This is a genomic window from Kordia jejudonensis, from assembly GCF_001005315.1.
GTDB lineage: Bacteria > Bacteroidota > Bacteroidia > Flavobacteriales > Flavobacteriaceae > Kordia > Kordia jejudonensis.
In genome coordinates, this window is the sequence record NZ_LBMG01000010.1 from 101,290 (window position 1) to 124,378 (window position 23,089).

Below are 23,089 nucleotides of genomic sequence, written 5' to 3' on the forward strand. Positions count from 1 at the left end.
TTTTTTTGAATAATTAACGATAAACATTAATTATTTTATTTTAATCATTAATTCTAAAAATACTTAAGACCTAAAAAAACACGATCAATGTCGTGCTTTTTTAAGACTTTATTTACTCGTAATTTATCATTTTTTCAAATATCTCATAAAGTATAGCAATGTGGCTAACGATCCGAGTGCCGCAACTACGTATGTTCTCGCTGCCCATTTGAGTGCATCTTGCGCGCCTGCAAATTCTTCTCTCGATACTATATTTTTTTGTTGTAACCAGCGCAATGCTCTGTTACTTGCGTCGTATTCCACCGGAAGTGTCACAAAACTAAATAAGGTTCCTGTGGCAAACATAATCAATCCTACGATTAAGATATTTTGTCCTAAACCAGCTCCTTGACTAGCCATGAGTGCAATTCCACCAAAAATTACCCATTGCGAAAATTTAGAAGCAATACTTACCAAAGGCACTAATTTTGATCGCATTTGCAACCATTGATAGCCTTTTGCATGTTGTACAGCATGTCCAACTTCGTGTGCCGCTACAGCTGCAGCTGCGGCATTTCGTTGGTTAAAGACACCTTCACTGAGATTTACTGTTTTTTTCACAGGATTGTAATGGTCTGTTAACATTCCTGGTGTAGAAATTACCTTTACATCTCTAATTCCATGATCTGCCAGCATTTTTTCGGCTATTTCGGCACCACTCATTCCATTTCGTAATTGAAGTTTTGAATAGTACGCAAATTTGCTTTTGAGTTTGTTACTCACAAACATACTTGCTAACATTATTGCGCCCACTAAAAGCATATATCCACTTGAAAACATATATATTCTATTTTTTATGTATCCTAAAATACAAAAACCTCGCCAAATGAGCGAGGTTTATAATTATATGAAGTTTTGTCAGTTGTTTCTAATCGCGCTCTACTTTGCGCAACGCTGCTTTCTGTATGACAACAACATTGTAACTTGTCACAGAAAGTTTTTCGCCTCCTGTTTTTCTAGGATCTGCTTTTTCGGTAACGATAATGGTAAAAAATATACGTCCGTCATTTTTAAATTCTACACTACTGTTTAGGATTCTGTTGTTGACTTCAAATGTGCTAAACAAGGTTTGTCGCATATAATTTGCACGTAATACAACGCCGTTATTTTCATCCAAGTCGAAGATTCCTTTTTCGTGGTCGACTACGATGAGCGTATATTTTCGTTCGTCTTTTTTCTTTGCAACAATATAGGATAACGTATAATCAAACTTTTTTGGATCTTCCGTTGGTTTGATTGACAACTCCATCGGTACATTTTGCAATACGCCAGAAGCATCAGCAATGTTTAGATTTCCTGCATATGTTCCTATATATTCTTTAGGAAATGAATATTGCGTTGGAAATTCCTTGTCTTCAGATACTTTTCCTGCACGTTCTTTTACTTGCTTTTTTTGTGCCATTCCGACACTTACACAAAGCATTGCGATTATAAAGAGGAATTTTTTCATTTGTTACTTTTTTATGATGATATAAAATTAAACTAGCTATTCATTAGCTATTTTCATACCAAATTTTAGTTTTTATGTTTCCTATGTTTTGATTGTATCTCGATAAAGCTCAATATACTAACTTAGAAACTTCTTATCCTACGATATTAATAATTTTTCCTGGAACTACAATTACTTTTTTCGGAGTTTTACCGTTTAGTTGTGCTTCTGTTCGTTCATCTTCCAAGATAATTTTTTCAATTTCTTCTTTTGACAAGTCTAATGGCAATTCTTTTTTGAAGCGCATTTTTCCATTGAAAGATACTGGATATTCTTTTGAACTTTCTACCAAATGTCTTTCTTCAAACACTGGAAACTTCGCGGTTGCAATTGAACCTTCATTTCCTAAACGAAACCATAATTCTTCTGCTATGTGCGGTGCATATGGCGAAATTAAGATCGTTAACGGTTCTAATATTTCTCTGCTTGTACATTTTTGCACGCTCAATTCGTTTACACAAATCATAAAGGTACTTACCGACGTATTGAACGAGAAGTTTTCAATGTCATACTGCACTTTTTTGATGGTTTTGTGTAATGTTTTTAAGTTGTCTTTTGTCGGTTCAGTTTCAGTAACTCTTGGACCTTCATCTGCAATGTACAGTTTCCATAATTTCTTTAAAAAGCTAAATACACCTGTAATTCCTGCGGTATTCCACGGTTTTGCTTGTTCTAATGGCCCAAGGAACATTTCAAACAAACGTAAACTATCGGCGCCATACGCTTCACAGATTTCATCAGGATTTACAACATTATATTTCGACTTTGACATTTTTTCGACTTCGCGAGCAACTTTAAATGTGCCGTCTTCTTCACAGATAAATTCAGCGTCTTTAAAATCAGATCGCCAATTTTTGAAACCTTCAATATCTAAAGTATCTGCTGAACTTACCAAAGCAACATCAGCGTGAATTGATTGAACAGGTAACGATTTACCTGAAATTGGAGTCCAATTTTCAAACAAACTATGTTCTTGTTCAGAAAGGTTTTCTCCATTATTTACCTTTTCATTAATAGTGTCTAATATGTTTTTTGAAATAAATTTATTAGTTCCATCTATTCTGAAAACAAAAGCACTCGTTCCCAAAATCATTCCTTGATTGATGAGTTTTTTAAACGGTTCTTCTACACCGACAAAACCTCTGTCTTTTAAGAATTTTGTCCAAAAACGTGCATATAATAAGTGTCCTGTGGCATGTTCGCTTCCACCAATGTATAAATCTACATTTTCCCAATAGTCTAAGGCTTCTTGACTTGCAAAGTGTTCATCGCGCAAGGCTTTTTCCATGTAACGGAAGAAATACCAAGAACTTCCTGCCCAACCTGGCATGGTGTTGAGTTCTAGTGGGTAGATTCCGTTGTCTGTGGATTCCGCATCAAGTTCGGAATGACAGTGTTTGTTGTCAACAACTGTATTTGTATTGGTGTCCCACGCCCAAACCTCAGCATTTCCTAATGGTGGTTCGCCTGTTTCTGTTGGTAAGTATTTTTCAACTTCTGGCAATGCAATTGGCAAATGCTTTACATCAATCATTTGTGGCATTCCATTTACGTAGTATACTGGAAATGGTTCGCCCCAATAACGCTGACGCGAGAATACGGCATCACGCAAACGATAGTTTATTTTTCCTTTACCAAAACCGCGTTTTTCTAATTCGTAAATCACGGTTTTCATTGCTTTTTTGTATGTTAAACCGTTTAGAAAATCAGAGTTTGCAATTTTTACACCTTCTTTTTCTCCGTAGGCTTCTTCCGAAATGTCAACACCTTCAAAAATGTTTGGAATGTCTAATCCGAAATGTTTTGCAAAGTCATAATCACGTTGATCGCCACATGGAACTGCCATCACAGCACCTGTTCCGTAGCTTGCGAGTACGTAATCGCCAATCCAGATTTGCACTTTTTCACCTGTAAACGGATGCAATGCATATGCACCTGTAAATACTCCAGAAATGGTTTTTACATCTGCCATACGTTCACGTTCGCTACGTTTGGAAGTTGCATCTCTGTAGGCTTCAACAGCTTCTTTTTGATCAGCAGTTGTAATTTTTTGAACCAAATCATGTTCTGGTGCCAAAGTCATAAAACTTACACCATAAATTGTGTCTGGTCGTGTGGTAAACACATCAATGTTTGCGTCATGTCCATCAACTTTAAATGTCACCATCGCACCTTGCGAGCGACCAATCCAGTTGGTTTGTGAATCTTTTAATGGTTGCGGCCAATCAATGGTATTCAAACCGTCTAGTAAACGCTGTGCATACGCAGAGATTCGCATGCTCCATTGGGTCATTTTTTTACGCACAACAGGATGTCCTCCACGTTCTGAAACGCCGTTTACGATTTCGTCATTTGCCAAAACTGTTCCTAATGCTGGACACCAGTTTACTTCCGTTTCGGCAAGGTATGTCAATCTATATTTTAGTAGTATTTCTTGTTTGGTCTTCGCGTCGTACTGCGTCCAATCTGCGGCAGCGAAAATAGCAATGTCATCATCACAAACTGCGTTTACATTGGCGTTTCCTTCTGTTTCAAATTTCGCGACAAGCGTATCAATATGTGCTGCTTTGTCTGTTTCTACATTGTACCAAGAATTGAATAGTTCGATGAAAATCCATTGTGTCCATTTGTAATATGCAGGATCAGACGTGCGTACTTCTCTACTCCAATCGAATGAAAATCCAATTTTATCGAGTTGCTCACGATAGCGCGCAATGTTCGTTTTTGTAGTAATTGCGGGATGCTGACCTGTTTGAATGGCATATTGCTCCGCAGGCAATCCGAAACTATCATATCCTTGTGGATGCAATACGTTGAAACCTTGATGGCGTTTGTAACGCGCATAGATATCTGAAGCAATGTAACCTAATGGATGTCCAACGTGTAATCCTGCTCCTGACGGATAAGGAAACATATCTAACACATAATATTTTGGTTTTTCGGAATCGTTTTCTGCGTGAAATGTTCCGTTTTCTTTCCAATATTTTTGCCATTTGGCTTCAATTTCGTTGAAATTGTACTTCATCGTGATCATTTTTAAAGAAGCGCAAATTTAGTGGTTTTTTTGTGGATTTGGTTATTTGTTTTTCTGTTTTCTGTGTAAAGTCGCTTTGTTACTTAATTTTTGTTTTTTTGTGGATTTGTTATCAAAGTATTCTCGACTGCGCTTGAATTGATATATGAAACTACTAACATCTAATTCCTAAAACCTAATCCCTGATTTTGTTTTTTTGTAAATTCGTTGCTAGTTCTTAAGAGATCAATTCCATGTTTAAATTTAAATAATGACAAGACAAATACGTGATACGTTAATTTTTGAGGATCAAGAATATAGAATCAATACGTATATTCTTGATTCGCGTATAGACAAAAGTACAGCAATAAAGAATAAATCGTCAGGAGTTACCGCTTTGCACAGAGGTTATAAAGCAACTTTTAGCATTAAAGACGACTTTTTATATATTCAGAATTTAGAAGCGTTCAGTCGTGGCGGAACATTTGATTTCGTGTCTATTTTGAAAGAGAATTTTCCGCATTCTAAAAGGTGTGATTGGTTTTCAGGTTTGTTACGAATTGATGATCGTAAAGGTTCTTTTGAAGATGAAAAAGAGGATCACATTTTTGAATTTTTAGAGATTTTTAAAGGTCATTTAGTTAAAAAACACACAATGAATTATTTTGAATTTCAACAATTTAAAGCTGCTCAGTTCAAGGAATTCAAAAAAACTGAGGAATATGAAGCATTGTACAAAAACATATATATCATTTTTGATGATCCTTATAAATTAGATACCTACATCATGCAAAATATATTGAATTTTATCAAAGAAGTAAAATGAACACAATACTAATAGCTTCTGCAAGTTAACTCATTATACAATTACGTTTACTCATTGTTAATTTTTTACGAGCATAAAAGACATATTTTTGAACATATCCACCAATTATTCTGTTATGAAAAAAATCATTTTAACCATTATACTTTCGATTCCTAGTTTCGGAATGAGTCAAAGCGACTGCATAAGAATTTACGAAAAAGGGTTATATTTTGCTCAGAATAATCAGATTGATTCGGCGTATGTAAAATTTAAAGAACTTCAAGAAAGCGTTCCTAAAAATGATACTTTATATGAACATGCTATTTGGTATAATACTTTGACCGCTAGTCATATTGAACAGAATGCGCGTAATAATGAAAAATTTGATATTTCCCTAAAATACGGCTTAAAAGCACTTGAAGCAATTCGCAAAGGGCGATTTATGTTTGATGAACAATTTGCCAAGCGTGAATATTTTATGATGAAAAATATTACTGTTTCACATTTTGGCTTGGGTAATTTTGAAGAAGGTAAAAAATGGAAAGCGAAAATGTATAAAGCGAAAAAAGATAGTTTGCTTCCAGAAGGTTTGGACGAATATTTTAATTTCGATTTCTTTAAAATTGGCGACAAAAATGTTTGGGGTTACGAATGGTTTGCAGAGCTTCCTGAAAATCGTTTTTCTTCAAGTTTCACAAAGGTTGTGTATTATGTTTATAGTACAAATCCTGACGGTTCGGATAAAGATCAATTGTACCGATTGCATGTACTAATGTTTCATGGTGACACCAAAAAATTTGATTATGTATTGACGAAACGAATGGAAACTGGCAAAGACGAATTCAGCGGAACGCTCTATCAATATACTTACAAAGAAGACATCGATTACAAAAAGCTTCAAAAAGATGTCAAAGATATTGTAAGTGGCAATATGAAATCTATGGAAGAATATTTGGAGGAAAAGAAGAAAGAGAAAAAGAAAGGTGAATAGATTTTGGGTTTTAAAGACTCCAAATTAACTTGTAAAACACGAATGCCTATTCCCTAAAACCCAATACCTGATCTCAAATACCTGATTTTACATCTAAAATTCAACATTTATAATTAATAATTTATAGTTTTACATCTCTAACGCACTATTTATGAGTTCTTCTTTTGAAAAGTATCAAAAAAACCGATTGATTTCTTCGTATTTCTCCGTGGTATTGAGCACAACGCTTGTACTTTTTTTGTTAGGAATACTAGGTTTGTTGGTATTAAATACTAAAAAAGTAGCCGATTATTATAAGGAAAAAATCGCTTTGACTGTGTATTTGAAAGATAGCGCCAAAGAGGTTGAAATTAAGCAATTGCAAAAAACATTGGCGTTGGCCGAATATACAAAGTCTGCTGATTTTGTGTCGAAAGAAACGGCTGCTGCAAATTTGACCGAAGATATCGGCGAAGATTTTGTAAAGTATTTGGGCGAAAATCCATTATTAAATTCCTTAGATGTGTATATGAATGCAAAGTTTGTTTCGGCTGAACAGTTAGAAACGATTGCCGCTGAGATTGCTGAGAAAAATTTTGTAGAAGAAGTGTCGTTTGACAAACCGTTGGTTTCTAAGTTGAACGCAAATATTAAAAGAGTCGGACTCGGAATTTTGATCACGTGTATTTTCTTTGCACTTGTTGCCGCGTTGTTGATTAATAGTTCTATTCGTTTGTCTGTATATGCAAAACGTTTTACCATAAAAACCATGCAAATGGTTGGTGCCACGAAGAGTTTTATTCGGAAACCTTTTATTTGGAATAGTGTAAAAATGGGGATTATTGCAGCAATTTTAGCGTTGGCAGGAATGGCTGGCGTATTGTATTATGTAAATAAATCCTTGCCACAATTGCAACTTGCCAATGATAAGGTTTTAATTGGTTCTGTGTTTGCAGGAATCTTTATAATTGGTGTGTTGATAACATGGATTAGCAGCTTTTTTGCGACACAACGTTTCTTGAATTTACGAACAGATCAATTGTATTATTAAGATGAAAAAAACTATTCTCCCAATTCTACTAATTGTTGCCAGTGTTATTTTAATTATTGTCAATATTAGTATCTCTGAAGTATATGATCGTGGATTTTGGTTTCGAAACGTATCGAGTATTTTGCTAATTTTTGCCATGATTTTGACAATTCGAAGTCAACGAACGAACTCTTAATTTTTTTTAAAAACAACACATGACTGCAATTCTTACTACCTTGTTTTTTCTGATTGCTGTAATTGATCCTATTGGTTCAGTTCCTGTGTATTTGGAAGCAACAAAGGAGTTTGACGATATTCACAAACGAAAAATTGCCATCCGCGCTTCGGGAATTGCTTTTATAATTCTGTTGTTTTTTATCCTCATTGGACAATTAATTTTAGAAGGCATGTCAGTTTCGCTGGATGCATTTCAAATTTCTGGTGGTGTTATTTTATTTCTTTTCGCATTGACCATGATTTTTGGTGATGGAAAACCTGAACGTGAGAAAAATCAAATTACCGATTATAAACATGTGACTATTTTTCCTGTGGCAATTCCGTCGATCGCTTCGCCTGGAGCCATTATGGCTGTTGTATTGATGACGGATAATCATACGTATAGCATTCAACAACAAGCAGTGACCACCGTTTTAGTGTTGGTTGTTATTGGCATTACGTGTCTAATATTACTTGTGGCAAATTCCGTTCAAAAGAAAATCGGAAGTTATGGAATTACCGTTATTAGTAAAATAATGGGCTTAATTTTAGCTTCATACGCGGTACAAAGTATTTTGAGTGGTATTAGCCATTATTTTGGACAATCATAAGTAAAAACTACTTAAGCTGAAACATATATATAACTTTTTACCATTCAAAACATTAACAGCTTTTAACCTTTCCTTGTAAAATATTTAGGAACTTATTGAGTTATCTTTATATCAACAAATCCAAACCCGAAATTTATGATGAAAATATTTACGTGATAAAAAAATCCAGTTTAATTTTTTAAAAACTATAAACGATGAAACGACTCACATTTATATTTTTAGGCATAGCACTTGTTGTATTTTTAGCATATTCTTTTAAACCAGTAACTGAGGTAGATTCGGATGATTGCGTATTGATCTCAGGAAAAATAGTTTCTATTGCAGAAGGAACTTCTAACGATATCCAAATTCGATTAGAAAACGATAGTCATTATTACTATATCAACCGTGGTTTAGAGAAAGGCTTAAATTTAGCGCAATTAAGTTCAAAAGTTTTAAATAAAACCGTTACTTTGTACTGCCCAAACCGATGGACTTTAGTGAGTCCTGATGGGATAGTTCCACATATTTCCCGAATGGAAAAAGGAACTGCCATTGTCTACAGCGAGTTTTAAAAACACCTTTTTCACTTTCTGTAGTTTTAAATGGGAATTGTAAATTAGAACGTACATGAAAAAAAAGAAGTCAGAAAGTAGCAAAAAATCTACGCCACAACATACGCCGCAACCAAAATCAACTTTTGTTTTTGGAAAGAAAAATTACCTGTTCATGCTGATTGGTATGGCAGTTATTGCTTTAGGTTTTATCTTAATGTCTGGTGGCGGAAGCGACGATCCAAACGTATTCAATGAAGCCGTTTTCAATGCACAACGAATTCATGTAGCTCCAATGCTAGTCATTGCAGGCTTTGCCATTGAAGTATATGCCATATTGTTGAATCCGAATTCCTAATTCATGGATGTAATTAATGCGATTATCCTTGGAATTATTCAAGGATTGACAGAGTTTTTACCTGTTTCTTCAAGTGGACATATCGAATTAGGAAAAGCCATTTTAGGTGTCGAACTCAAAGAAGATTTACTATTTACAGTCGTTGTACACTTTGCAACTGCATTAAGTACGATTGTAATTTTCAGAAAAGATATTTTAGAATTACTCAAAGGAATATTCCAATTTCAATGGAATGATGATTTCAAATTTGCTTTGAAAATCATTATTTCTATGATTCCTGCTGCCTTGGTTGGTGTTTTATTTGAAGATCAACTGGAAGCCTTATTCAAAGGAAATATCCTATTAGTAGGTTGTATGCTCATCGTAACTGCCATATTATTGTATTTAGCCGATAAAGCGAAAAACACTAAAAAAGACGTTAGTTATAAAAATGCAATCGTTATTGGAATTGCGCAAGCAATAGCCATGCTTCCTGGAATTTCACGTTCAGGAGCTACAATTTCAACGTCTGTATTGCTTGGGAATGACAAAACAAAAGCAGCTCGTTTTTCGTTCTTAATGGTTGTTCCGTTGATTTTTGGAAAAATTGGAAAAGATATTTTTAGTGGAGAGCTTTCGCTAGAAAGTTCTCAGATTATTCCACTTTCTGCTGGATTTATAGCTGCATTTGTTGCCGGATTGTTTGCCTGTACTTGGATGATCAATTTGGTAAAGAAAAGCAAACTTAGTTACTTCTCCATCTACTGCTTAATTGTTGGACTCATTGCAATTGGATATGTAGGATATCAAACTTATTTTTAATGAAAACGCTCGAAGAATACCAAGCTGGACAAACTTTACTGATTGACAAACCTTTGAAATGGTCTTCGTTTCAAGCGGTAAATAAGATAAAACTGGCGCTAAAATCGTACTTTAAATTACGAAAATTAAAAGTTGGACATGCTGGAACATTAGATCCGCTCGCAACAGGATTATTGGTTATTTGTGTTGGAAAAGACACGAAAAAAATTGCTGGTTATCAAGGTCAAGTTAAAGAATACACTGGAACAATTACGGTTGGTGGCACTACAGCTTCTTATGATTTGGAAAGTGACATTAACGAAACATTCCCAACAGATCATATTACAAATGAACAGATTCAGGAAGCTACTCAACAGTTTTTAGGCGAAATTGATCAAGTTCCACCTGTATTTTCAGCATTAAAAAAAGATGGAAAACGTTTATACAAATTGGCGCGCGAAGGCGAAAAAGTAGAGGTTCCATCACGAAAAATTACCATTAACGAGTTTGAAATTACTAGAATTGCTCTTCCTGAAATTGATTTTAGAGTCGTGTGTAGCAAAGGAACTTATATTCGTTCATTGGCACACGATTTTGGAAAAGCCCTCAATTCTGGCGCGCATCTTTCAGCATTACGAAGAACCAAAATTGGCGATTTTGATGTGAAAAATGCCATCACACCTGATGTATTTGGCGAAAGTTTGAGAGTGAGTCGATAGTATTGAGTTATTAGTATTGAGAATTGAGTCATTTTTCTGCTGAATCAAGTTCAGTATGCCGTATAAACAAAAAAAGGATCAAAATATCTTTCAATACTTTCATCCTTCAATTTTTGAATTTTTTAATCAAACCTACACCAGCTTCAACAAATCGGCTACGGTATTTTGTCCTTTATCTTTATTATACCAAACTTGTAAATCTTGCTTAAATTCTGGCGTCAATTTTCCATATGCAGCTTTGTAATCGTTTACCAATTTTGTGGCTTCTGAAGGTCTTGGTCCCCAATCGCCTAGTACATTTCCCGAAGCATTATCAATAGCAATTAATTTCGGAATTGATTTTCCGCCATTGGTTAAAAACTCGTTCATCAACGCTTCATTTTCATCGCGCATTACAACTTTTAGTGTAATATTATCACTCAACTCAGCAACTTTATTGATGACTGGCATCGTTTGTGCCGCATCGCCACACCAACTTTCCGTCAACACCAACCAAGTTACATTTCCTGTGTACGATTCAATCTGCGCAATAGCTTCTGGCGTCAATTTTGTTGTTTTATCCAAACGCTTCATCCGTTTGTTATTCAACATAGAATAATTAGCTAAAGCTTCTGTTTGTAATGCGCCTGTAGATTTTCCTTCGGCAACTAAATTTTCTACTAAAACTCTATATTCAAAATATGAAATTGCTTTTTGTAAGCTTTCGTCAATGATCGTTTTTATATGTGTATCTGTTGTTGTCATTTCTATGGTTTTTACTCAAATTCAGTCGTAGTTTTCTAAAAAACTTACGAAAGTAAATTTTGATAGTTTTGTTCTTAGTCTTTAGGATTGTAAATTTACAAAACGAATCAAAGACAAATGATGATGTTTGTCATGAAATCACTTTTAAATGGAGTTTTTAGATAAAAAAAGATGTACTTGGTGTGGAAATGATCCTTTGTATGTGGCGTATCACGATGAAGAATGGGGCGTTCCCGTTCGTGATGATGATACTTTGTTTGAGTTTCTAATTTTAGAGACGTTTCAAGCTGGTTTGAGTTGGATTACCATTCTGCGAAAGCGCGAAAACTTTAGAAAAGCGTTTGATAATTTCGATTATAAAAAAATTGCCAATTACGGAGCAGCAAAGTATGAAAGTTTATTGCAAGATGCTGGCATAATTCGAAATAAACTAAAAATAAAAGCGACCATTACCAACGCACAAGCGTTTATGAAAATACAAGAGGAATTTGGTTCGTTTTCAGACTATATCTGGAAGTTTACCGATGGAAAACAAATTCAAAATGCATTTACAAAAAGACAAGATGTTCCTGCAACTACGGAATTATCAGATGCATTGAGTAAAGATTTGAAAAAAAGAGGATTTAAATTTGTAGGTTCTACCGTAATGTACGCGCATATGCAAGCCACAGGAATGGTAAACGATCATACGGTTAGTTGTTTTCGTTATAAAGAAGTTCAGAAATTATGAGATCACTAGTTATACTATTATTGTTGAGTTGTTCGGTATTTTGCAATGCGCAGAATTCGTTTAAACAGGAAAAGGAAGACCGCATTAAGAAAGTCAATTTTCCAAAAAATGCCATTGAATTGTTAGAACAATATCTGCCTAAAAAAGTTAGAAAAGTAAAATATTATAAAGAACAAGATAGTGTCAAAATAAGTTACGAAACCAAGCTAAAACACAAAGGAACTCGGTATAGTATAGAATTTAGTGAAAAAGGTATTTTGGAAGATATTGAAGTTACTATCAAAGCAAAAAACATCAAACCAAAAACGCTTGAACTGATAAAAAAGCACATGTACAATAGGTATGCTTCTTTTCGTTTCAAAAAAATTCAGCGACAATATACACCTACAAATACCAGTCCACAAAAAGTGTTCAAAAATGCTTTTTCAAATGATACCGAAAGTGATTTTTCTTATGAAATTATTGCTGAAGTCAGAGAAGGGAAAAAGCGTTATTTTATTGAAATAACATTTACGAAAGATGGCGAATTTAACCTAGTAAGAACTATAATTCGAAGCTCGTATGATCACATTTTATATTAGATTTTGTATAGCTTTCGCGATAGTTCTCTGCTCGTATTCAGCTTCAGCACAAAACGATTTTATCACTTTTTTTGAACCTTCATTCGCTGTAAATCATAAAGTGAATGGTTCTTATAAAATAAATTTTTCAACGGTTTCAAGAAACTACATCTACCGTGATGAGGAATTTGAGTTTACAACGCGTCAATTGCAATTTGTACATTTTTCCACCTATAGTTTGAATTCTAATCATAGCTTGAGCGCTGGAATTATGTATCGCTTTCGCGAAAATTTTGAAGATAGTAGTAATGAACTTCGGTTGACGCAACAATACAATTATGCATATCGACCGAATGTGATTCGTTTTGGACATCGGATTCGTTCAGAACAGCGCATTACAACCGAAAATACAGTACATCGCTTTCGCTATAGATTTACAATTGATTTCCCGTTGCAAGGAGATAAACTAGATGTTGGCGAACCGTATTTAGTCACTAATTTTGAATCATTATTAAGTGTTGCAAAAGCAGAACTACCACAAATTGATCAACGATTTACCACACAAATTGGTTGGCAATGGACAAAGAATTTAAAGTTTCAAACAGGTTTGGAATATCGTTTTGAAGATTATAACAATGATACTCGTGAAATTTTGTTTGTGTTGACTTCTGTGATTTTGAAAATATAAAAAAATAGATCGTTTCACTTTTAGAAGCAAGATCGCTAATGCTGTTAGATTTTTGAATTCTTCAATCTTTTAATCTTTCAATCTTAAGTACGACAAAAACACTTCACGTGGAATTTCATATGCTCCCAAACTTGCCAAATGATCTGTGTACAGCTGACAATCGATAAGTTGACAACCGTTTTCTTGTAATTTTCTAACCAAGTGAATAAAGCCGTATTTACTAGCATTACTGACTTTACTAAACATGCTTTCACCACAAAATATGTGTCCTAAATCAATTCCGTACAATCCGCCAACGAGTTCTTCGTGTTGCCAAACTTCTACTGAAATTGCATGTCCCAATTCATGTAGTTTGATGTATGCGGCTTTCATATCTTCGGTAATCCAAGTATCTTCTTGTCCAGGTCTGTAAATTTTTGCGCATACGTCAATAACTTCTGAAAATGCTTGATTGTACGTGACTTTAAATGCATTTTTTCGCAAGAGTTGCTTCATGCTTTTAGAAACTTTCAAATCTTCAGGAAACAATACCATTCTTGGATCTGGCGACCACCAAACAATCGGTTCATCGTCACTAAACCAAGGGAAAATTCCACTTTCATACGCAAGTAATAATCGTTCAGGAGACAAATCGCCACCAATAGCCAAAAATCCTTCTGGAGAAGCTGCTGTGACAGGCGGAAATATGAGTTCTTCTGTTAAAATGTACATGATCTGTGTTTAATTTGAATGTAATTCGCGCGAAAAGCACACATAAATCTTTGATTTTTAGTAATTTTTTACCAATTTTGTGATAATCTTAACATTTCTAAAGATTTATTTCATCATTTGCTTTTTGAATTAGTACGTTAAGATTAAAGCCTAAAACCAAAATATTAAGTCCCGTTTTCGGGACTTTTTTTATAGCAATACTAATCCTAGAATATAGACTAACGAACCGACCAACATTAAAATAATGGTGTATGGTAATATTTCTTTTGCTTTTAAGCGTGTAATTCCTAACAATGGTAATGCCCAAAATGGTTGTAACATATTTGTAATTTGATCTCCGTATGCTAACGCCATAATGGCTTTTGGCAATGGAACACCTAATTTTAAAGCAGATTCTATGACAATTGGTCCTTGAATAGCCCATTGTCCGCCACCACTTGGTACAAAAATATTGACCAATCCTGCACTAAAAAAGGTAAAGATTGGCAAGGTCACTTCGGTTGCAACCGAAACGAATCCGTCTGAAATCATTCCGACCATTCCAGAACTTTTCATAATACCCATGATTCCAAAATAGAGTGGAAATTGTATCAAAATCCCTGAAGTTCCTTTGATAGCTTCTTCTATAGCGTTTAAAAAACTTTTGAAATTTCCGTGCAATATAATTGCCAAACCAAGCATTAAAAAATTAAGCATATTGGGCGAAAGCGAATCTAAACTACTGCCATATTGAAGAAAAAACACAAATAATAACAATGCTCCAAATGCTATGGCAAACCAGTTTGAATGATCTAATTTTTCTGCGCCTTCTAGATTTTCTTTAGCTGTATTTTCAAACTCATAGTCTGGTAAATTGAGTTCGGTTGGTGCTGCTTTTTTTGAAATGAGACTTAAGGTTAATGGAATTACTATTAGTAATATCGCGAATAAAAGTAAATTCCACCAACTAAATATGGTGCTACTCGATTTGATGATTTCTGGAATTTGTGCCATCATATTTGCATCTAACATACCATTCATCAAACCTTGCAAATGTCCTAACTCAGCCGCTTTTGAAGGTGCTGAACCGCTTATTCCTCCGTGCCAAACCATTAAACCAACATATCCAGCCGCACCGACTAACGGATAATTTATTGGAATTTGATGTTTCTGCGCGTGTTCTCCCACTTTTCTCGCCAAGATTGCTCCAAATATTAAACCCAATCCCCAATTGAAAAACGCAACCAACATCGTTGTTACACTGACCAAAACCACTGCATTTGTGGTATTTGTCACTGATTTTGTAATTTTTAAAATGAGTTTATTTACAGGTTTGCTTAATACCAATACATGTCCTAACACCAAAATTAACATCATTTGATATGCAAAAACGAGCAAGCTAGAATTCCAAATTCCTTCTTCCCAATACGATAACACTTGAACAAAATGCGCGTCAACTGTTGCTGTTTCAGGCTTTGTAAATACTGTTGCCAGCACGATGGTGAGCAATGTTAGTAAAACCGCAATCGTAAATGGAGATGGCAAATAACGCTTGAACAACGTTTCGATAGCTTTGGTAATTTGCATGTGTTGGTTTTTGCTGTGAATTTACAAAAATTCTAATTCGTCCAAATCAGCACTGTTTAAATTTTATAGAGTAAAAAAACAATGCAGAATTCCGTATCTTGTAATTTGTTAAATTTTAAATCAATATCATTGAGAATTAAATACTGTGAGATTTGCAAAAATGATTTTTCAACCATGTATCGCATCCAATATAAGCCATCACAATCATGGGTTTTTGCTTGTAAAGATTGCTTATTATCTGTAAAAAGCGATAATAAACACTATCGTTATGGAGGTACTTGGAAAAAGTAATATTTGTACATACATCCACAATAATTTTCAACTAAAAAAAGTGTAAAACAAAATATAAAAAAAGAGAAATATGCTGAAAAAATTATACGATTTTAAAAATTTTAAAGGTGATTTCACGGGTGGACTCGTAGCTGGAGTTGTAGCCTTACCACTCGCATTAGCATTTGGAGTTCAGTCTGGAATGGGCGCTACAGCAGGTTTATACGGAGCAATCGCTGTTGGTATTTTTGCTGCTTTATTTGGCGGAACGGAAACGCAAGCTAGTGGTCCAACAGGTCCAATGACGGTTGTTTCAGCCGCATTGATTGCCGCTGCTATTCAAATGAACGGAAGCCTTGATAATGGCATGAGTATCATTTTAGCAACCTTTTTATTGGGCGGAATTTTCCAAGTAGTTTTCGGATTTTTAAATATTGCGAGTTACGTAAAATATTTCCCCTATCCCGTCATCTCTGGGTTTATGAGTGGTGTGGGACTCATTATTGTTATTTTACAAATATTTCCTTTTGCAGGAATGCCTTCTTCAAAATCGACCGTAGCCGTTATTCAAAATTTTCCGAGTTTATTCTCAGATTTTAATCCATATGCATTGCTTTTAGGAGGAATTACTATTGTGGTATATTATCTTTTTCCAAAAATCACAAAGGCGATTCCGAGTGCTTTGGTAGCGCTTATTGTTGCCACGTTGATTGCTTATTTTTTAAAATTAGATGTTCCGTTGATTGGAGAAATTCCTTCAGGATTGCCAACATTTCAATTGGGTAATATTTTGAGTATTGATTCCAGCGCTTATGCTACTATTGTAGAATATGCAGTAGTTTTGGCAGTACTTGGAAGTATTGATTCCTTGTTGACTTCTGTGATTGCAGACAATATGACTAAGACCAAACATAATAGCAATCGAGAACTTATTGGACAAGGAATTGGAAATATGATTGCCGCAGCCATTGGAGGAATTCCAGGAGCTGGAGCAACGAAAGGAACGGTTGTAAACATTAATGCTGGTGGAAAAACTAGAGTTTCTGGTGTGTTACATGGACTTTTCTTATTGGCCGTTTTACTTGGTTTGGGACAATTAGCCGCGCACATTCCGTTATGTGTTTTGGCAGGTTTGCTGATTCCTATTGGATTTAAGATTGTAGATTTTAAAGGATTAAAGCATCTTTTAAAAGTACCAAAAGCAGATGCCGTTATTATGATATTGGTATTATTGATTACTACGTTTGGAAGTTTGATTCAGGCAGTAGGCATCGGAATTGCACTTGCGTGTTTGTTATTTATGAAAAAATCTGGTGACATTAGTGAAAAAGGCATGGAAGTTGGAAATATCGCAGATATTGATGGTTCAAAACCTTGGCAGGATGAAATTGAGTTTTATGAAGAATACAAAAGTAAAGTCATCATCAAGCATTTGTATGGCCCTTTATTTTTCGGTTTCACTTCGTACTTTAAAGATCAAATTCAATTGTTACCTGAAGATATAAAAGCGGTTATTTTTAGGATGGATAGAGTTCCGTATATTGATCAATCTGGTTTGTATACGTTGGAAGATATCATTTTTGATTTGCGTGCGAAAAACATCGAAGTTATTTTAGTTGGTTTGCAAGAACAACCGTGTGACATGTTGAAAAAGGTAGATATCATTCCTGATCTTGTTCCAGAAGATGATTTATTTAAGACCATTGATGATAGTTTTGAATATTTGAAAATTAAGTTGAAAGGAACTGCAATTGTGAAGTAGTTCATTCATTAAAATATTTGTTTTGAAGAACCTGTAACGTTGATTGTTATGGGTTTTTTGTTTTTGTGATTTCGATTCGGTTTAATTTCCATAAAGTATCGCTTTTAAATAAAAAACATACCAAAATAAAAAAGCAAGCTATGTATTTTAGCTTGCTTTTCATGTATTCTTGACTTAGGCAGGATTCAAACCTGCAACCTTTTGAGCCGTAATCTAAAACTTTCAAAACAAAAAAACCTCATAACATTTTTGCTATGAGGTTTTGTGTTTTTAATAAAGTATCTCGACTGCGCTCGATATGACAAGTTACAGACGATAACTATTTTCAATTTCTTAAAAAGGCAAATCGTCGTGATCTTCTTCTTTGAAGTCGTTTGCTGGTTCAAAAGCATCTGCTGGTGGCACTGGTGGCATTCCTGCAGCTGGCGCTTCTGATTGTAAGTTTTCAATTCTCCAACCTTGAATAGAGTTGAAGTATTTTGTTTCTCCTTGCGGATTTACCCATTCTCTTCCACGCAAGTTAATGCTGATTTTTACAGCTTGTCCAACTTGAAAACTGTCTAATAAATCTGTTTTATCTTGTACAAATTCCACCATAATGTGTTGTGGATATTGTTCTTCAGTTGTCACTACAATTTCGCGCTTTCTAAATCCATTGTTTCCAAACGTCTGCGTTTGCCCGATCATTTTGACTTTTCCTTGTACTTCCATGTTCTTGTTATCTATGTTGCTAATAATATGTTCCAAGCAGTTTTTACATCTCCTTTTGCTAGAAATTCTTGTGCTGCTTTATGATTTGTTTCTTTATTTTCTGAAATCGTAATTTCAGTAGTTTTGATAAATTCTTGTATTTCAGCTTCCGTAGGCAATTGTTCTACATTTCCTAAAATTCCAAGATCGTTTCCTGTTAGCACTTTGCTTGTACGAATCGCTTCTGGAATTTGATCAACACCAATTCCTAAGGTAGCAATTGGTTTTGGAATTTCAAAAAATCCATCGCGTGCTCTACTGTAAAAACTTCCGCCAGCTCTGGCTACCAAATCTATTTTGTAATGATCAATGCTACCACGATCATTCAAAACGTCTTCATTGATGTGCAATTTGACCACTTCACAAATAATCAAATTTCCTGCACCACCTTCATTTCCTAAATGTACAATTTCATTCACTTTGCATTCAAATTGCACAGGCGATTCTGCTACACGAAACGGTTTTACGATGTCGGAAGCCAACATGGTCAATCCTGCTTTTTCAAACTCATTTACACCTTCGGCATATTCCGTACTACTCAACGACATTTGTTGCACAATCGCATGATTTACCACATTAATGACCACTTCTTTCGTTGCCATTGCATTTTCAAGCGTATGTTTTGTGGTATTGTCACGAACTCTTCGCGCTGGCGAGAAAATCATGATAGGCGGATTGGCACTAAACACATTGAAAAAACTATACGGAGACAAATTTGGATTCCCGTCAGCATCTACAGTGCTTGCAAAGGCAATGGGTCTTGGTGCGACGGCGCCTAGCAAATATCCATGGAGTTTGGCTGTTGGAATTTCTTTTGGATCAATAGATACCATTTTCAATGTTTTTATGTGGCACAAAATTAGTGTAAAAAAGCGGAGGAAACAACTCTATTTATTTTCGACATTAATACGTCATTACTTACTTTTTTAAGAAGTTAAATACTATTTAATCCGTTTTATCGTTACTTTTAAGAAAAATAAACCAAAATTTTAAAAATTATGATTAAAAAAATTTTAAATGTCGATGGTGTAAAAGCGTTGACGAAAACAGAACAGCATACTGTTTTGGGAGGAATATTCATAAACTGTAAACCATTTTCAGTAAATAACACATATTATATAGAATGCTATGACCTTAATAAGGAAGAATATATAATCGTTACTACAATGGGAACTCCAGTAGATTGTGATGAAATTTATGATCATTAACAACACAGACTAGATTTGATCTCTTACTATTCAAATTAGAGATTTATTAGATTTCAAATCTAGTTCTGAATGATATTTATTTCTCTTTAAGTTTTTTTACAACAATAAAACTGTTAGTTTTCGTTTATATTAGTGTTTTCAATCAATTTGTATGATTTTTAAAAATAGACAAGTTCTTATTCGTTGGATTCTTATTTTGGCATCTTTTGCCATTGTGTCTGGAATTTTATGGAATACGTATATTTTCTTTCAAGAGTTTAAAAAAGATGAACGTACCAAAATGGAGATTTGGGTTCGTTCATTTAATTCTATTAATGCAGGAGAAGATTTATTGTTAGCAGGAGATATCATTGCTACAGAAAACTCCAATCCCAGAATTATTAGAAATGATAAAGGTGGAGTCGAGACAATGAACATTGAAGAAGACAAAATTAAAGACTCAGTTTATATTAACAAAAAGATTCTTCAATTCTCCAAGGAAAATCAACCTATCGATATCATTTATTTTGACGAAAGTTTAAAGAAAGATGTAAAAGTAGGAACGCTTTATTACGGAAATTCCGAAACTTTAAACAAACTCAAATATTATCCGCTTGCCTTACTTCTGATAATTGTACTGTTTGCCGCCGTTGCCTATTTCTTTTTTAGTGCTTCTAAAGCTTCGGAACAGAACAAGTTATGGGCAGGAATGGCGAAAGAAACCGCGCATCAAATTGGCACACCACTTTCATCTTTAGTAGGTTGGACAGAGATTTTAAAAACCGAAAATGTAGATCCTGAGTATGTTATGGAAATTGAAAAGGATATTGATCGACTGCAAACGATTACGGAACGATTTTCCAAAATTGGCTCGATTCCAACTTTGATACGATTGGATATTGTGCAAGAAACCAGAGATTCTTATGATTATTTGCTTTCGCGAACTTCCAAATTGGTCCATTTTACTTTTAAAGCGCCCGAAACACCAATTTACAGCGAAATTAACGCGCAGTTGTACAGTTGGACTATTGAAAATATGGTTAAGAATGCCATTGACGCCATGAAAGGAAAAGGCGATTTGAAATTGGAAATTATTTCTACTGAAAAGTTTGTGAAAATTCAGATTACCGACAACGGAAAAGGAATTCCTAAACGAAATTTTAAAAAGGTGTTTCAACCTGGATTTACCAGTAAAAAACGTGGTTGGGGATTGGGTTTATCACTCGCCAAACGTATTGTTGAGAACTATCATGATGGAAAAGTAAAGGTGTTAAAATCAGAACTTGGGAAAGGAACAACCATGCAAATTTCGTTGAAAACAGTAGGATAAACTAGAATTGGGTTTTAGGTTTTGGGTTTTGGGTTTGGTAAGATTATTTTTCACTGTAAACTCCTAAACTTTTAAACTCTTACACTTCATGTTGTTTATAATGCTGATTTAATTTTTTCTGCAATTTCCTGAAATGCTTCTGGAGTTAATTTTTCTTTGTTTTTAAAATTCATGCTATCCATTGTATGTAATGGAATTAAATGTACATGTGTGTGCGGAACTTCCAAGCCAATGACAGACATTCCCACACGTTCGCAAGGAATTGTTTTTTCGATGGCAATGGCAATTTTCCGTGAAAAACGCATTAAACCTATATACGTTTCTTCGGGTAAATCGAATATTTTATCTACTTCTATTTTTGGAATACACAACGTATGTCCTGCACTATTTGGGTTGATGTCTAAAAACGCATAGTAATTTTCGTCTTCAGCAATTTTATAAGATGGAATTTCTCCATTGATTATTTTCGTAAAAATAGAAGGCATCGGCAGTGGTTTTATAGAATTTCTAAGATAAAAAAGTTCTTTCGTATTTGTACAAAAAAATCCTTTTTTAACAGGTAAGAAAGGATTTTATGTGATTATGTATTGATTATTTCTAGTTTCTAGAAATTTCTAATATTTCAAATTTCATGGTTCCATTTGGCACTTTTACCTCAGCAATTTCTCCAACAGATTTTCCTAGCAATCCTTTTCCGATAGGAGACGTTACCGAAATTTTTCCTGTAGCTAAGTCAGCTTCACTTTCTGCAACTAACGTATAGGTTACTTCCATTCCGTTGGTGGTGTTTTTGATACGTACCGTAGAAAGTACTAATACTTTTGAAGTATCTAACTGGCTTTCGTCAATAATTCTTGCAGTAGATAGTACCGTTTCCATTTTTGAAATACGCATCTCTAGTAATCCTTGCGCTTCTTTGGCGGCATCGTATTCTGCATTTTCACTTAAATCACCTTTGTCTCTAGCTTCTGCAATGGCTTGTGAAGCTTTTAATCTTTCAACATTTTTTAAGTGATCTAGTTCGTCTCTTAACTTTTTTAGTCCTTCTGGTGTATAATAAGATACTTTACTCATAATTTCTTCGTTTTCTATCTATTCATAGATCTGTTTTTGCACAACATATCACTTGTGTCTATTGTATAACGCAAAAAAATCCCATTAGATACGGGATTTGTTTTACAAATATAAGAAAATATTTAAAGAGCTTGTCTATGTTATTTTTTAAAAAAATGATTTGCGTAAATTGCAGAACTTATTAAATATGAAATAAATGAAACGATTTTTGATTGTATGCTGTCTTTTAGGATGTTTTTTGTCTTGTAATTCAGATGATGATGGAGTGAATAATAATCCTTATGTACCGAATGCTTTGGTGCAATTTCAGGTAAACTTGAATTTACCACAATTTGACAATTTACGCTTTGCAGGTGGTTCTACATACATTGCTAATGGTGGTGGCGTTCGTGGATTTTTTGTGTTTAATTTATCTGGCGATCAATTTTTTGCTTGGGAAGCAAGTTGTCCCAATCATATTCCGAATGATTGCTCACGAATGACGATTTCAGGTGTTTTGGCAACTTGTGCCTGTGAAGATTATGAATATAGTTTGGCAAACGGTCAATTGTTGAATCCCGTTGAAGGTGCCGACAGTTTTCCGATGATTAATTATCGTGCTATAAAATCGGGCAATATTGTGACTATCTCGAATAATTAGGGAACTGTAGTATTGAGATTTTAGTAGTGAGTATTAAGATAAAAAAAAGCGACTCTTTCAAGTCGCTTTTTTGTTTTTAACAAGCTACATTCCATGACGGACAACCTCTTGTATTGTCTGGATCTGCAACAATTGGATCTGGATCACAATCGCATGATCCATCCGCTATAGAGCACACAAAAAAACTCGTGAGTGATATGATGGTACATGCAAGCATTGTATCTCCTCCTTTTATGTTATTTACATTATCAATTTTAGAAATATTGACTTTGTTCAATGATAAATTTTTAAGCTTTTTCTTTTTCATAGTAAATGATTTTAATGTTTGTATTTTAAAGCTAGTTATTATTCTATCATCATTGGTGAAATTTGAAGTGACAATGTATGTTTGGGTACAAAGAGACAATTTTTAAGAGTAATCGTATTCCCGATAACATCTATAATTTTAATAAAAAAGAGGCTGTCTGAAAAGCTAAATTTTCGTCAAGCTGAACTTGATTCAGAACGACGCTTT

The 23,089-nt window shown here is 34.4% G+C and carries 26 protein-coding genes; 15 read left to right on the plus strand and 11 right to left on the minus strand.

Annotated features, from left to right (window positions below):
• Positions 1-126: 126 nt before the first annotated feature.
• The 3 genes from AA089_RS07595 to AA089_RS07605 form a co-directional block, all read right to left on the minus strand.
• Positions 127-819: a zinc metallopeptidase gene (locus AA089_RS07595; protein WP_046756334.1), complete on the minus strand. Its 693-nt coding sequence runs from the start codon at positions 817-819 to the stop codon at positions 127-129.
• A gap of 88 nt (positions 820-907) precedes the next feature.
• Positions 908-1,489: a hypothetical protein gene (locus AA089_RS07600; protein WP_046756335.1), complete on the minus strand. Its 582-nt coding sequence runs from the start codon at positions 1,487-1,489 to the stop codon at positions 908-910.
• 133 nt (positions 1,490-1,622) lie between these two features.
• Complete coding sequence (locus AA089_RS07605) at positions 1,623-4,553, minus strand: leucine--tRNA ligase (protein WP_046756336.1); 2,931 nt, start codon at positions 4,551-4,553, stop codon at positions 1,623-1,625.
• A 259-nt stretch (positions 4,554-4,812) separates the two neighbouring features.
• On the opposite strand from AA089_RS07605, the gene AA089_RS07610 reads away from it, so the two are divergent.
• The 8 genes from AA089_RS07610 to truB all read left to right on the plus strand — a co-directional run bounded on the left by AA089_RS07610 (position 4,813) and on the right by truB (position 10,563).
• The gene (locus AA089_RS07610) at positions 4,813-5,367 is read left to right on the plus strand and encodes a hypothetical protein (protein ID WP_046756337.1); all 555 of its coding nucleotides are present in this window, start codon (positions 4,813-4,815) and stop codon (positions 5,365-5,367) included.
• A gap of 115 nt (positions 5,368-5,482) precedes the next feature.
• Positions 5,483-6,337, plus strand: a complete 855-nt coding sequence (locus tag AA089_RS07615) for a hypothetical protein (protein WP_046756338.1) — start codon at positions 5,483-5,485, stop codon at positions 6,335-6,337.
• A 151-nt stretch (positions 6,338-6,488) separates the two neighbouring features.
• Complete coding sequence (locus tag AA089_RS07620) at positions 6,489-7,367, plus strand: cell division protein FtsX (protein ID WP_046756339.1); 879 nt, start codon at positions 6,489-6,491, stop codon at positions 7,365-7,367.
• Positions 7,368-7,561: 194 nt separating this feature from the next.
• The gene (locus AA089_RS07625) at positions 7,562-8,173 is read left to right on the plus strand and encodes a MarC family protein (RefSeq protein ID WP_046756340.1); all 612 of its coding nucleotides are present in this window, start codon (positions 7,562-7,564) and stop codon (positions 8,171-8,173) included.
• A gap of 194 nt (positions 8,174-8,367) precedes the next feature.
• A complete protein-coding gene (locus AA089_RS07630) occupies positions 8,368-8,727 on the plus strand; it encodes a hypothetical protein (protein ID WP_046756341.1) in 360 nt (119 codons plus the stop codon).
• Between the two features lie 55 nt (positions 8,728-8,782).
• Positions 8,783-9,064, plus strand: a complete 282-nt coding sequence (locus tag AA089_RS07635; protein WP_046756342.1) for a DUF3098 domain-containing protein — start codon at positions 8,783-8,785, stop codon at positions 9,062-9,064.
• Between the two features lie 3 nt (positions 9,065-9,067).
• Positions 9,068-9,865, plus strand: coding sequence for an undecaprenyl-diphosphatase UppP (gene uppP / locus AA089_RS07640; protein WP_046756343.1), 798 nt, complete (start codon positions 9,068-9,070; stop codon positions 9,863-9,865).
• Entirely contained in the window at positions 9,865-10,563 is a 699-nt protein-coding gene (truB, locus tag AA089_RS07645) for a tRNA pseudouridine(55) synthase TruB (RefSeq protein WP_046756344.1), read from the plus strand. The genes uppP and truB overlap by 1 nt, the downstream gene beginning before the upstream one ends.
• A gap of 132 nt (positions 10,564-10,695) precedes the next feature.
• On the opposite strand, the gene AA089_RS07650 is transcribed toward truB, so the two are convergent.
• Positions 10,696-11,307 carry a thioredoxin family protein gene (locus AA089_RS07650; RefSeq protein ID WP_046756345.1) on the minus strand — a complete coding sequence of 204 codons (612 nt, stop codon included), beginning with the start codon at positions 11,305-11,307 and terminating at the stop codon, positions 10,696-10,698.
• A gap of 148 nt (positions 11,308-11,455) precedes the next feature.
• Between AA089_RS07650 and AA089_RS07655 the strand changes: the two genes are divergently transcribed.
• From AA089_RS07655 to AA089_RS07665, 3 genes are read left to right on the plus strand one after another with little or no spacing between them, the layout of a single operon-like run.
• The gene (locus tag AA089_RS07655; RefSeq protein ID WP_046756346.1) at positions 11,456-12,037 is read left to right on the plus strand and encodes a DNA-3-methyladenine glycosylase I; all 582 of its coding nucleotides are present in this window, start codon (positions 11,456-11,458) and stop codon (positions 12,035-12,037) included.
• Positions 12,034-12,618 (plus strand): hypothetical protein, encoded by a 585-nt coding sequence (locus tag AA089_RS07660; protein WP_046756347.1) that lies wholly within the window; start codon positions 12,034-12,036, stop codon positions 12,616-12,618. The genes AA089_RS07655 and AA089_RS07660 overlap by 4 nt, the downstream gene beginning before the upstream one ends.
• A complete protein-coding gene (locus AA089_RS07665; protein WP_046756348.1) occupies positions 12,599-13,285 on the plus strand; it encodes a DUF2490 domain-containing protein in 687 nt (228 codons plus the stop codon). The genes AA089_RS07660 and AA089_RS07665 overlap by 20 nt, the downstream gene beginning before the upstream one ends.
• Before the next feature lie 69 nt (positions 13,286-13,354).
• On the opposite strand, the gene aat is transcribed toward AA089_RS07665, so the two are convergent.
• Both aat and AA089_RS07675 read right to left on the minus strand, forming a co-directional pair.
• Positions 13,355-13,996, minus strand: a complete 642-nt coding sequence (gene aat, locus AA089_RS07670; protein WP_046756349.1) for a leucyl/phenylalanyl-tRNA--protein transferase — start codon at positions 13,994-13,996, stop codon at positions 13,355-13,357.
• A 189-nt stretch (positions 13,997-14,185) separates the two neighbouring features.
• A complete protein-coding gene (locus AA089_RS07675) occupies positions 14,186-15,562 on the minus strand; it encodes a short-chain fatty acid transporter (protein WP_046756350.1) in 1,377 nt (458 codons plus the stop codon).
• A gap of 361 nt (positions 15,563-15,923) precedes the next feature.
• Here AA089_RS07675 and AA089_RS07680 point away from each other — a divergent pair, with 361 nt between their 5' ends.
• On the plus strand, positions 15,924-17,594 hold the full coding sequence (locus AA089_RS07680; RefSeq protein ID WP_046756351.1) for a SulP family inorganic anion transporter: 1,671 nt from the start codon (positions 15,924-15,926) through the stop codon (positions 17,592-17,594).
• Between the two features lie 333 nt (positions 17,595-17,927).
• On the opposite strand, the gene AA089_RS07685 is transcribed toward AA089_RS07680, so the two are convergent.
• Entirely contained in the window at positions 17,928-18,305 is a 378-nt protein-coding gene (locus AA089_RS07685; RefSeq protein WP_046756385.1) for a DUF3127 domain-containing protein, read from the minus strand.
• A gap of 11 nt (positions 18,306-18,316) precedes the next feature.
• Positions 18,317-19,177 carry a flavin reductase family protein gene (locus AA089_RS07690; RefSeq protein ID WP_046756352.1) on the minus strand — a complete coding sequence of 287 codons (861 nt, stop codon included), beginning with the start codon at positions 19,175-19,177 and terminating at the stop codon, positions 18,317-18,319.
• A gap of 165 nt (positions 19,178-19,342) precedes the next feature.
• Between AA089_RS07690 and AA089_RS07695 the strand changes: the two genes are divergently transcribed.
• Both AA089_RS07695 and AA089_RS07700 read left to right on the plus strand, forming a co-directional pair.
• Positions 19,343-19,552, plus strand: coding sequence for a hypothetical protein (locus AA089_RS07695; RefSeq protein ID WP_046756353.1), 210 nt, complete (start codon positions 19,343-19,345; stop codon positions 19,550-19,552).
• 151 nt (positions 19,553-19,703) lie between these two features.
• Positions 19,704-20,861: a sensor histidine kinase gene (locus AA089_RS07700; protein ID WP_046756354.1), complete on the plus strand. Its 1,158-nt coding sequence runs from the start codon at positions 19,704-19,706 to the stop codon at positions 20,859-20,861.
• A 95-nt stretch (positions 20,862-20,956) separates the two neighbouring features.
• Here the strand turns inward: AA089_RS07700 and AA089_RS07705 are convergent, their stop codons facing one another.
• Positions 20,957-21,346 (minus strand): HIT family protein, encoded by a 390-nt coding sequence (locus AA089_RS07705; protein ID WP_046756355.1) that lies wholly within the window; start codon positions 21,344-21,346, stop codon positions 20,957-20,959.
• A gap of 112 nt (positions 21,347-21,458) precedes the next feature.
• On the minus strand, positions 21,459-21,935 hold the full coding sequence (gene greA / locus AA089_RS07710; protein WP_046756356.1) for a transcription elongation factor GreA: 477 nt from the start codon (positions 21,933-21,935) through the stop codon (positions 21,459-21,461).
• 196 nt (positions 21,936-22,131) lie between these two features.
• Between greA and AA089_RS07715 the strand changes: the two genes are divergently transcribed.
• Positions 22,132-22,575 carry a Rieske (2Fe-2S) protein gene (locus AA089_RS07715; protein WP_046756357.1) on the plus strand — a complete coding sequence of 148 codons (444 nt, stop codon included), beginning with the start codon at positions 22,132-22,134 and terminating at the stop codon, positions 22,573-22,575.
• 76 nt (positions 22,576-22,651) lie between these two features.
• Here AA089_RS07715 and AA089_RS07720 read toward each other — a convergent pair whose 3' ends face one another.
• Positions 22,652-22,882, minus strand: a complete 231-nt coding sequence (locus tag AA089_RS07720; RefSeq protein ID WP_046756358.1) for a hypothetical protein — start codon at positions 22,880-22,882, stop codon at positions 22,652-22,654.
• Positions 22,883-23,089: the final 207 nt, after the last annotated feature.